This window comes from Streptomyces sp. NPDC087428 (assembly GCF_044744085.1).
GTDB lineage: Bacteria > Actinomycetota > Actinomycetes > Streptomycetales > Streptomycetaceae > Streptomyces.
On sequence record NZ_JBIUXR010000009.1, the window covers coordinates 369,864 to 381,067 of the forward strand.

Sequence of the window (11,204 nt, forward strand, 5' to 3'; positions counted from 1 at the left end):
TGCGGAAGCTGCTGTGTCAGGCGTGGAAGCCGTTGCACACGACGGAGGTGTACTTCGTGGGCCCGCCCTCGACGTGGTAGATCACCACGGTCCAGTCGCCCCGGTCGTCCCCCACCGGGATCGCGTCGAGGGTCTTCTTGCCGAAGTGGGCCCGGAAGTCGTCGGGGTACTTGAGCTTGACGGCTCCGCCTGAGGACCAGCGGGAGTAGATGTCGACGGGCTTGCTGGTGAAACCGATGCCCTTGGACTCGGACCGGAGCGGCCGTCCGGTGGCACGGTCGGTCTCGTGCGGGGGCCGCACGCCCACGGAGACGTAGTAGGGGGCGGGTCGCTTGCCCTCCCCCGCGTGCTCGAACCGCATCGACACCCCGGCGGTGCCGGAGCCCGTGGCGTGCGACACGGAGGAGATCAGCCCCGATGGCGGAAACGTCTCGGGAAGGTTGTCCGGATCGCAGCCGCCGCTGCCCAGAGCGGCCTGCTCCGGATCGTCCGACAGAGTCCAGCGGTCCTGCGAGACCCGGTCGTTCACGATGTGGTCCGGCGGGCGTTCCGCCGTGTCCGCGGTCGCCGAACGGCTCGCGGCCGGACGGCCGGACGTGGTGGCCCCGGGCCCGGCCCCAGGTGCGGCGTCGGTGCCCTTGCCCTCCGTCTCCGGGAGCAGCCAGACCGTCGCGGGCACCGCGAGCGCCACCGCGCACACGGCGAGCCAGCCCCGTCCCCGCCGTGGGCGCCGCTGCTGGTCCTGGCGGGCGTACGGGGTGGTGCCGGCCGGCTGCGCGGCGGCGGCCGTCGCGGGGCTCTCCACCGGCCGGTCGGCCGGCTCGGGCTCCGTCCGCCTGGTCGGGGCGGTGGTCCCCGGGGCCGGCACCGTTTCCGCCTCCGCGTGCGCACCGGACGGCATGAGGGGCAGGTTCAAGTCCCCTGGTACGAGGCCTGGTTCGGCGGCGCGGACGAGCGCGTGGTAGTGGGCGTCCGAGGCCAGCGGCGAGTCCACCCCGCACAGCGCGATCACGGCGGCCGGCTTCGGCCGCTCCGCCGGATCCTTGTCGACGCACATCCGGATGAGCGCGGCCAGGTCCGTCCGCACTCCCGCCAGGTCGATCTCCTCGTACACGGCCCGGTAACTGACCGATGCCGCGTCCCCCGTGCCGTACGGCGGCCGGCCCGTCGCCGTGTACGCGAGCGTCGCGCCCAGCGCGAAGACGTCCGCCGCCGGGCCCGCCTCGTTGCGGAGCAGGACCTCGGGGGCCGCGTAGCCCGGCGTCCCGGACACCATCCCGTCCCGGGTGAGGACCGACTGTTCGAGCCCGCGCGCGATCCCGAAGTCGATCAGCTGCGGTCCCTGGGGCGAGAGGATGACGTTGTGCGGTTTCAGGTCCCGGTGCGTGACTCCGTGCACATGGACCGCGGCCAGTCCCTCGGCGAGCGCGGCCAGCAGCCGCAGCGCGCTGTCCGGCGGGAAGGGGCCGTTCGCGCCGACGGCGCCGCGCAGCGTGGGCCCTGCGACGTACTCGGTGGCCAGCCAGTAGGGAGACGTGTCGAGCGACGCCTCGATCAGCTGGGCGGTGTACGCGCTGCGCACGGCCTCGACGGTCGCGGCCTCGCGCCGGAACCGGGCCAGCGCGTCGGGATGATCACTGATCTCGTCGCGGATGACCTTGACGGCCACCAGCCGTCCACCGGGAGACCGGCCGAGGTACACCTGCCCCATCCCGCCCGCGCCGAGACGGGCGAGCAGCTGGTAGGCGCCTATGCGCGCGGGGTCCTGGGGCCTCAGTGCGTCCACGGCCCGACTGTGCCACATCCCTGCACGCCGGACCACAACTCCCGCCCGAACAACGGGGGTCCACGCGCTGAGCGGCAACCTCCGTTGCTCCGGACGGGATTCCGGACGGGGCGGACGCCGTGCGCGGCCCCGCCCGGTCCGTCACGTTCAGTGCGGGTCGGTGGCCTCGAACCAGGTGGGTCCGTCCGTCAGGGACTGCTTGATGCGCAGGAGGGCGAACTCCTCCAGCGGCGGCAGCGCGTCGACGCCGAACCAGCCCACCTCCAGCGACTCGTCGTCGTTGACCCGGGCCTCGCCGCCGGTGGCCCGGCAGCGGAACGTGACGTCCAGGTACTGGCACCGGTCGCCGTTCTCGTACTGTATGGGCGGCAGTGCCTGGGTCAGCACCACGCGCTCCGCCACGCAGCGCACCGCCGTCTCCTCGTACACCTCGCGCTCCGCTGTCGCCGCCGGCTGCTCGCCCGGTTCGGAAATGCCCCCGATGACGGACCATTTGCCGGTGTCCGCACGCCGTCCGAGCAGCACTCTGCCCTCGTCGTCGAAGACGATGGCGGTGACGCCGGGCAGCAGGAGCAACTGTTGACCCGCCGTGGCGCGGATCTCGCGGATGAAGTCAGGAATTGCCATGGGTCCGACCCTACGTGGCGTGCCGAGCCGCTCAGCGGGTGCGTCGCGCCCGCACCGCCCGCGTGGCCACCCAGCCGAGGCCGACGGCCGCGAGCAGGGACAGCACCGCTTCGGGCAGCGGTCCCATCCGGGTCGCGGGGGTCAGCGAGGACCGCAACGGCACCTCGTCCACCAGCGCGTCCGGGGTGAACATCTTCGTCTTCTGGACGACGGTGCCGTCCGGCCGGATGACGGCGCTGACGCCGCTGGTGACCGGGACGACGACGGACCGGCTGTGCTCCACCGCGCGCACCCGGGACATGGCCAGCTGCTGGTAGGTCATCTCGCTGCGGCCGAAGGTGGCGTTGTTGCTGGGGACGGCGATCATCTGGGCGCCGTGCTCGACCGTGTCGCGCACGGCGTCGTCGAACGCGGCCTCGTAGCAGGTGACGAGCCCGACGTAGGTGCCGGAGAGGTCGAAGACGCCGACCTTCCTGCCCGGTCCGAAGTCGCGCTGCACCCGGTCCACGTCCGAGCTGAACAGGCGCACGAAGGAACGCATCGGCATGTACTCGCCGAACGGCTGGATATGGCGCTTGTCGTACGTGGCCACCGGGCCCTTGTCCGGGTCCCACTGGATGAGGGTGTTGCGCAGGTCGCCGGTGTCGGGCTCGATCACCGCGCCGACGACGGTCGGCACCCCGATCGCCTTGACCGCGTCGTCGATCACGATCTTCGCGTCGGCGTTGCGGTAGGGGTCGAGGTCGGAGGAGTTCTCCGGCCACAGGACGAAGTCGGGCTGCGGCACCTTGCCCGCCTTCACGTCCCGGGCGAGCTGCTCCGTACGGTTCGCGTGGTTGTCCAGGACGGCCCGGCGCTGGGAGTTGAAGTCGAGGCCGAGCCGCGGCACGTTGCCCTGGATCGCGGCGACGGTCGCGGTGCCGTCCTCCGCGGAGTCGTCCACCAGTGGCAGCGACGCGAGGGCCGCGGCGACCGGTACCAGCACGGCCGCCGCGGTCACCGCGGCGGCCAGCCGGGGCAGTTCGCCCGTGGAGCGGCGGACACGGAACCGGCGGACCGCCTCGAAGAGCCCGAAGCCGCACAGCACCACGGCGAAGGAGAGCAGCGGTGTGCCGCCGAGCGCCGCGAGCGGCAGGAACACGCTGTCCGCCTGGCCGAAGGCGATCCGGCCCCAGGGGAAGCCGCCGAACGGCACCCTGGCCCGTACCGCCTCGTCCAGGGCCCAGACCGCGGCCGCCCAGAACGGCCAGCCGGCGAGCCGGGACACGGCGGAGACGCCGATGCAGCCCACCGCGATGAACAGTGCCTCTGCGGCGGCCAGCGCCAGCCACGGCACCGGGCCGACCTCTTCTCCGGTCCAGTGCAGCAACGGCAGCATGAAGCCGAGGCCGGCGAGCAGACCGAGCCCGAACGCGGCACGGAGCCGGCGTTCGAACAGCACCCAGCCGAGCAGCGCGAACCCGGGCAGAACCAGCCACCACAGGGGCCGGGGCGGGAAGCTCGCGTACAGCATCAGCCCGGAGAGCAGGGCTGCGCAGGGGCGGGCGAGCCGAGGCAGCAGGCGCCTGGCTCGTGGGAGGGAGGCGGGCTGCTGCGGGTCGCCGACCGGGGCGATGGTGGTGCTCACCCGGCGGAGTCTACGGTCATCGGCTGTGCACCCGGCAGCGCTGTCCCGGTGGCGGAATCCGTACCGCCGAATCGTATCTTCGCATCGTCTGCGCATATGCCCGCCGGGGCCGTCAATCTGTGCGCCAGTCCCCCGCCGACCGGCCCGATCCGGCCGTCGCGCACGGGACCGTCACAGGCCGGGGGACGGACGTGGTGACTTCATCCGCAGCACGAGGGCCGGGCGGCGACACGTCCGACGCTGCCGGAGCGGTGATTCTCACCGCCTGCGCGATCTGGTCCCTGGTCAGCGCGGCCGGCCGGGAGACCCGGCCGGAGGGGGTGCTGCCGGCTCTCCTCGCCGTGGCGGCGGGCTTTGCCTGCGGGCGCGTCCGCGGAACGCTGCTGCCGGTCGCCACCACGACGGTCGCCGCACTGGCCGCTCTCGTCATGGCACTCGTCCGGCGCGACGGGATGCCAGGAGCCACGGCCACGGCGGACACCGCGCCCGGTGGCACGGGGGGCGGCCGCCGGGCTGCTGGTACTCGCGGCCGGAGCCGCCTGCTGTGCGGCGGCCGCGGCCCGCCGGGAGTCCCTGCGGTTCACTCTGCGGCTGCCGGCCCTGGGGGCGGCCTGCGCCACCCTGGGTCTCGGCTCGGTGGCGGGTCGCGCGGCGGCGCTGGGGGTGCTGCTCTGCTCGCTGACCGCGGCCAGGGCGCGCCGCCGGCTGCCCGGTCTCGCCCTGGCCGCCGGCCTGGTGGTCGGCATCTCCTGGGCGGTGGCCGAGGACGTACTGCCCGACGGGCTCACGATCTCCCGGCAAGGCCGGCTCACCCGCGACCGAGTACGGCTGTGGCCGGACGCCGCGCACCTGGACGGGCAGCACCCGGTACGCGGCATCGGCCCCGGCCGCTTCGCCGAGCTGAGCCCCACCGGGACGGAGTCGCTCCGCTCCGAAGGCAAGCCGCACTCGGCGCCGCTGCAGCAGGCGGCCGAGCAGGGGCTGGTGGGGGTACTGCTGCTGGGGCCGCGTTCGGCTGGCTGCTGTACGTGCTGTGGCGCTCGCCGTGCGGCACCCCGGTGGTTGCTGACCGCCGGTGCCGCGCTCACCGCACTGGCCGCGCCGGCCTGTGCCGGCAACGCGGTCGGCTTCACGCCGGTGACGGCCGGGGCCGGGCTGCTCGCCGGGCCGGCGTCCGCCAGGCGGCCGATCGGGGACGGCGGGCCGGCTCCGCCACCGGGACGGAGCGGCTGCCGCGGGGCGGGGACGGTCCCTGAGGCCCAGACCGGGGCCTCGGCGCGGTGGGTCAGGCTCCGGCCGGGGCGCCCGTGGCCGGCAGGTGCAGCCGCTCACGGATGAACCGGACGCCCGCCTCCGCGTCGTCCACCGTCACCGTGAACGTCCTGCCGTCGCCGAGCCGGAGCACCAGGCCCTCGCCGCGTCGCACGACCACGGCGGTGCCCTGCTCGGGACGCCAGCGGTAGCCCCAGCCGCCCCACTGGCGCGGGGTGACGCGGGGGGCGAACTCCGCGCCCACCACATGGGTGAGCAGGATCCGGCGGCGCGGCAGACCTATGTGGCCGCACCGCACCTCAAGGGCGTCACCGTCGACCCGGACGGCCACGTTCACGAAGGCGAGCGTGCCGAAGAGCATCAGCAGTCCGGCCGCCATGCAGCCGATCACCGACATCAGCAGCGGTGCGATGCCGGAGGTCCAGGTGGAGCTGACGGCGAGCTGGATGCCGAGCGCCAGACAGGCGGCGCCCGCCGCGGCGAGCACCCACTGGGTGTGGTTGGTGGCCCGGCCGATCCAGACCGCCGAGTGGGAGTCGGCACCGGTGTGCCTCGGTTCTCGGGGATGGTCCCTCATGCCAAGCAGCGTACTGAAGAAACCGCGCGGCGGAACGGGTCCGACAGCTCCGGCCGGGTCGCCGGACGGTCAGCGGGCGGGGCTGACCGCCGTGAGCCGATGCCCCTCCGGGTAGGTGAGAGCGGCCTCGGGCAGCTCCGACACCCGGCCGCCGAGGAGCACGACGAGTCCGGTGCCCGGTTCGGCCGACGGAGCGGGTTCGGCCCCGATCCGGCGCAGCGCCTGGGCCGCGACGGCTCCGGCGGAGCCGTGGAGGACCACGGGGGGCCGGCCGGGCTGCCGCACGGCGTCGCGGATGCGCTCGGCGACCAGCTCGTAGTGGGTGCAGCCCAGCACGACGGCCTGGACATCGGGCGGGGTGAGCGCGGCGGCCGCGGCCAGGGCCCGGCCGATCCCCTCCTCGTCGGCCCACTGCACGGCGTCGGCGAGGCCGGGGCAGGGGACCTCGGTGACGGCCGCGGAGCCGGCGAAGTCCCTGATGAGCCCTCGCTGGTACGGACTGCCCGTGGTCGCCGGGGTGGCCCAGATCGCGACCCGGCCGCCGCCGGCCGCGGCCGGCTTGATCGCGGGGACCGTGCCGATGACCGGCAGGGCCGGTTCGAGCTCCGCCCGCAGGGCCGCCAGCGCGTGCACGGAAGCGGTGTTGCAGGCGACGATCAGCGCGTCGGGACGGTGGGCGGCGGCGGCGCGCGCCACCGCGAGCGCACGTGCCGTCAGGTCCTCGGGCGTGCGGGGGCCCCAGGGCATGCTGTCGGGGTCCGAGGAGAGCACCAGATCGGCGTCCGGCCTCAGCCGGCGTACCGCGGCGGCGGCGGCGAGCAGGCCGATTCCGGAGTCCATGAGCGCGATCTTCACCCGGTCACCATAGTCGACAGCCCTTGCGGTCCCGGCTCAGTGGGGCAGACTTCGGCCAATGAGCGCCATTGTCTGGATCGCCGTGGGTTCCCTCGCCGCGTGGGTGTGGCTGCTGCTGGGGCAGGGCTATTTCTGGCGGACGGACCAGCGGCTGCCGGAACGCGAGGCCCCCGCGCGCTGGCCGTCCGTCGCGATCGTCGTCCCCGCACGTGACGAGGCCGACATGCTTCCGGTGAGCCTGCCGTCCCTGCTGACGCAGGACTATCCGGGATCGGCCGAGATCTTCCTGGTCGACGACAGCAGCGAGGACGGCACCGGGGACGTCGCCCGCGCCCTGGCCGTACGGCACGGAGGACTGCCGGTCACCGTGGTGTCGCCCGGGGAGCCCCGGCCCGGCTGGACGGGCAAGCTCTGGGCCGTCCAGCACGGCATGGCGCTGGCACGGGCCCGCGACCCGGAGTACCTGCTGCTCACGGATGCCGACATCGCGCACGAGCCGGACAGTCTGCGGGAGCTGGTGGCGGCCGCCGAATCGGGCGGGTTCGATCTGGTCTCGCAGATGGCGCGGCTGCGGGTGGAGAGCACCTGGGAACGGCTCGTCGTACCGGCCTTCGTGTACTTCTTCTCGCAGCTCTACCCGTTCCGGTGGGTGAACCGGGCGGGGGCGCGGACGGCCGCGGCCGCGGGCGGCTGCGTACTGCTGCGGACCGAGGCCGCGGTACGGGCGCGGGTGCCGGAGTCGATCCGGCAGGCGGTGATCGACGACGTGTCGCTCGCCCGTGCGGTGCAGGGCAGTGGCGGCCGGATCTGGCTGGGGCTCGCCGACCGGGTGGACAGTGTGCGCCCCTATCCGTGCCTCACCGATCTGTGGCGGATGATCTCCCGGAGCGCGTACGCCCAGCTGCGGCACAACCCGCTGGTGCTGCTCGGCACGGTGCTGGGGCTCGCACTCGTCTACCTCGCGCCGCCGGTGACGCTCGTGGCGGGACTGCTGGCTCCCGATTCCGTGGCGGCCTGGACGGGGGGCGTCGCCTGGGTCGTGATGGCCGGGACGTACATGCCGATGCTCGGCTACTACCGGCAGTCCCTGTGGCTGGCGCCGCTGCTGCCGTTCACCGCACTGCTGTACCTGCTGATGACGGTCGATTCGGCGGTGCAGCACTACCGGGGCCGCGGTGCGGCCTGGAAGGGGCGTACGTACGCCCGTCCCGAGGCCGCACCGGACCAGTGAGAGGCAGGGCTCACTTGCGGCCGGGGGTCCAGTTCATACCCCAGCCGTAGGCCTGGTCGATGGTGCGCTGCGGGCTCACTCCGCGCTGCGGCACGAGGTAGTGGGCCTCTCGCTGCACGGTGAAGTCGCCCCCGTTGTTGCTGATGAGGGCGAGTGCGCAGACCGTGGACGGGACGGTGCACTCGTCGAGCGAGAAATCGATCGCTGCGCCGTGCTGGGGCTGAAGGGTCACCGTGGCGTGCAGATCGGCGAAACTCCGGGCCCCTTCGTAGATGGTGACGAAGATCAGGATCCGCCGGATCCTGGCCTTCTGGTCGAGGTTGATGGTGAGGTTCTCGCCGGAGGCGACGGCGCCGGTCCGGTCGTCGCCGTCGAGGTGGATGTAGGGCGGCTGCTGAAGGGCGCCGAAGGCGTTGCCCAGCGCCTGGACCACTCCCTTGCGGCCGTCGGTCAGCTCGTACAGGGCGCAGAGATCGAGGTCGAGATCCGCGTGGTTCGCGACGGCCCGGCCGAGCTTGCTGCCCCACCCCTTGAACTGCTTGCGCACTTCCCAGTTGAGGTTGACGCGCATGGACCCCGAAGTGCCGCCCTGCTTCGCGAGCGAGACCGACGGCGCTTCCTTGGTGAGCGTCACCTTGGTGAGCCGGACGGGCTGGGTGACGGGCGGTGCGGGGGGCGCGGGAGGCGTCATCGGGGCGGCGGCGGCCGGCTGAGGATACTGCGGCGGCTGCGGCGGCGGGGGCATCGAGGCGACCCGGGTCGCCGGGTTGGGCTGTTGGGGTTGCGGGGGCGTTTGGGGCTGAGGAGCCCTTTGCGCTTGCTGTGGTTGCAGCGACTGCTGCGACTGCTGCGGTTCGTCGACGGAGATCCCGAAGTCCGTGGCGAGGCCTTCGAGTCCGGTCCCGTATCCCTGGCCCACGGCCCGGAATTTCCAGGATCCCTGGCGCCGGTAGAGCTCACCGAGGATGAACGCGGTCTCGACCGTGGCGTCGGTGCTGTCGAACCGGGCCAGTTCGGAGCCGTTCGCCGTGTCCGTGATCCGTACGTACAGTCCTGCCACCCCGCCGAACGTGCCGCCGTCCGCCGAGGCGGCCACCACGATGCGGTCGATGAGGGGCTCCACCCGTGTCAGGTCGACGGTCAGGCTGTCGGTGGCCGCGCCGCCGTTGACTCGCTTGCCCTCGTGGCGCACCGCGCCGGATGCGTGGGCCGGCTGGTTGTAGAAGACGAAGTCCGCGTCGCTGCGTACCTTTCCGGAACCGAGGAGAAGGAGCGCCGAGGCGTCCACGTCCGGTGTCCCGGGGGCGCTGCGCCACCCCAGTTCGACGCGCACGGCCTGTGCCGCCACTGGGACATTGGTTCCTTTTAGCATGGTCATGCTCGCCCCCATCACGAGTCCGGCTGCCGAGACCTTTCCCGGTCAACCTAATGCTCTCTCGCCGCGGAACCCACAGCGGCACCAGGAGGCGTCCGGGCATTCGCCGGTAACCCCCGTGGACTCGCTCCCCGCACGATCAGGACGCGGAGGTGGAGGCGCTCGGCGGGTGACGGGGTGCGGCGCCGTTCCCACCACCGTGGGCGAGCCGGTGGCGGTCGCGGCGCCGTTGCCGCTACTCGGCGTAGGTCTCGTACTCGGCGATCTTCGGAGTGCCGGCCGAGCCGGTGATCTCGAACGTGATCTTGCGCAGTGAGGTCCGGGGGAAGGTGATGACTCCCGCACCGCTGCCGGAGGTCAGCACGGTGCCGGTGTCGCCGTTGACGACCCTCCAGGATCCGACAGCACCCTCGGCACCCGGCGCCTCCCGGATGCTGATCGCGGAGACGGCGGTGGCGGAGGTCCACTTGACCGAGACGGATCCGGTCGAGCCGGCCGGTGACCAGTAGGTGCTCATGTCACCGTCGCGCACGTTGCCGAAGCTCGTCCCGGCGGCCTTGCCGGAGCCGTCGGCACCGGCGCCGATGCTGAGGTTGGTGCCACTGGGCCGGGTCGGGTCCGGCGTGGGGTCGGTCGGGTCCGGGGTCGGCGTCTGCGGCGAGCAGTTGCCGTCCGAGACCTTCAGCCCCTTGTTGGCGCCTGCCGTCTGCGTCACGATGTCCGGCACGCAGCCGGCGTCGTCGAGGCTGTAGGCGTAGGGGATGCTGACCGTGGTGTTGGACTGCGGGTCGGGGCCGGCGGGGTTGTTCTCGCTGCCGGGGGCGGACCACGTCACGTTGTCGTATGTGTTGCCGCTGACCTGCCAGTATCCGGCCGCGTCGGTGTAGAAGGTGCCGAGGACGTCCTTGGAGTCCTTGAAGTAGTTGTTGTCCACCTTCGCGCGGGCCCCGGCCCGGGAGTTGATACCGGACTTGTTGAGCTTCACGTAGTAGTTGTTGTAGATGTGGGAGATGCCGCCGCGCAGCAACGGGGTGCGGGAGTCGACGTTCTCGTAGAGGTTGTGGTGGAACGTCACGAAGCCGTTGGAGAGTTCGGTCTCGCTGGACCCGATCAGACCGCCGCGGCCGGAGTTGCGCAGGGTGCTGTACGACAGGGTCACGTACTGGGTGTTGGCCTTCATGTCGAAGAGGCCGTCGAACCCTTCCGACTCCCCGCCCGAGGCCTCCAGGCTGGAATGATCGACCCAGACGTTGCGGACGTTGCTCTCCATGCCGATGGCGTCGCCGCCGTTGGATGTGGGTGAGCCGGATTTCTTGACGTTCCGGACGGTCACGTTCTGGATGATGATGTTGCTGGACTCACGTATGTGGATACCCAGTTGGTCGAACACGGCCCCGTTGCCGACACCGACGATCGTGACGTTGCTGATCTGCTTCAGCTCGATCACCCCGGCGGCGGTGTTGCAGCTGTCACCCGACACCTTGGTGGTGTTCGCGTGGTTGATGGTCCCCTCGACCTCGATGGTGATCGGGGTGCTGCTGTCGGCCCGGCCGCACAGGGCGGCATGGATCGCCGTTCCCGTGGTGGCCCGGACCGTCGTCCCGCCCGCGCCGCCGGTCGTCCCGCCGTTCTGGGTGGCGTAGCCGGTGGCTCCGGCGGCCGCCGCCGACGCCTCAGGCATCGTCAGAACCGCGCCTGTCGCCGCCGCCAGGGCCAGCGTGGTCACCGCCGCGGAGAGGCGCAGTGCAACTGGTCGTCTCATTTTCGTCTCCCGATTCGTCTTCGAACTGCGGGTGAAACGAGGATCTTGAAAACGGAAAGCGCTTTCTGGGTGCAGACCCTAGAGCCGCTTCA

8 protein-coding genes and 1 pseudogene are annotated in these 11,204 nt (G+C 72.3%); 2 read left to right on the forward strand and 7 right to left on the reverse strand.

The window, feature by feature from the left end:
• Positions 1–16: 16 nt before the first annotated feature.
• The 3 genes from ACIO3R_RS21330 to lnt form a co-directional block, all read right to left on the reverse strand.
• Positions 17–1,786: a serine/threonine-protein kinase gene (locus ACIO3R_RS21330; protein ID WP_402107724.1), complete on the reverse strand. Its 1,770-nt coding sequence runs from the start codon at positions 1,784–1,786 to the stop codon at positions 17–19.
• Between the two features lie 147 nt (positions 1,787–1,933).
• Complete coding sequence (locus ACIO3R_RS21335) at positions 1,934–2,413, reverse strand: NUDIX domain-containing protein (protein WP_385035357.1); 480 nt, start codon at positions 2,411–2,413, stop codon at positions 1,934–1,936.
• A 31-nt stretch (positions 2,414–2,444) separates the two neighbouring features.
• Positions 2,445–4,040 carry an apolipoprotein N-acyltransferase gene (gene lnt, locus ACIO3R_RS21340; RefSeq protein ID WP_385035355.1) on the reverse strand — a complete coding sequence of 532 codons (1,596 nt, stop codon included), beginning with the start codon at positions 4,038–4,040 and terminating at the stop codon, positions 2,445–2,447.
• Positions 4,041–4,234: 194 nt separating this feature from the next.
• On the opposite strand from lnt, the pseudogene ACIO3R_RS21345 reads away from it, so the two are divergent.
• Positions 4,235–5,378, forward strand: a pseudogene (locus ACIO3R_RS21345) (O-antigen ligase family protein).
• Here the strand turns inward: ACIO3R_RS21345 and ACIO3R_RS21350 are convergent.
• Complete coding sequence (locus ACIO3R_RS21350; protein ID WP_385036678.1) at positions 5,326–5,889, reverse strand: hypothetical protein; 564 nt, start codon at positions 5,887–5,889, stop codon at positions 5,326–5,328. The pseudogene ACIO3R_RS21345 and the gene ACIO3R_RS21350 overlap by 53 nt on opposite strands.
• A gap of 69 nt (positions 5,890–5,958) precedes the next feature.
• The gene (locus tag ACIO3R_RS21355; RefSeq protein WP_385036676.1) at positions 5,959–6,744 is read right to left on the reverse strand and encodes a glutamate racemase; all 786 of its coding nucleotides are present in this window, start codon (positions 6,742–6,744) and stop codon (positions 5,959–5,961) included.
• Positions 6,745–6,802: 58 nt separating this feature from the next.
• Here ACIO3R_RS21355 and ACIO3R_RS21360 point away from each other — a divergent pair, with 58 nt between their 5' ends.
• Positions 6,803–7,975 (forward strand): glycosyltransferase, encoded by a 1,173-nt coding sequence (locus ACIO3R_RS21360; protein WP_402107729.1) that lies wholly within the window; start codon positions 6,803–6,805, stop codon positions 7,973–7,975.
• Positions 7,976–7,985: 10 nt separating this feature from the next.
• Here the strand turns inward: ACIO3R_RS21360 and ACIO3R_RS21365 are convergent, their stop codons facing one another.
• Both ACIO3R_RS21365 and ACIO3R_RS21370 read right to left on the reverse strand, forming a co-directional pair.
• A complete protein-coding gene (locus ACIO3R_RS21365; protein ID WP_385036672.1) occupies positions 7,986–9,365 on the reverse strand; it encodes a TerD family protein in 1,380 nt (459 codons plus the stop codon).
• Between the two features lie 220 nt (positions 9,366–9,585).
• Positions 9,586–11,112, reverse strand: a complete 1,527-nt coding sequence (locus ACIO3R_RS21370; protein ID WP_402107734.1) for a polysaccharide lyase family 1 protein — start codon at positions 11,110–11,112, stop codon at positions 9,586–9,588.
• Positions 11,113–11,204 lie beyond the last annotated feature (92 nt).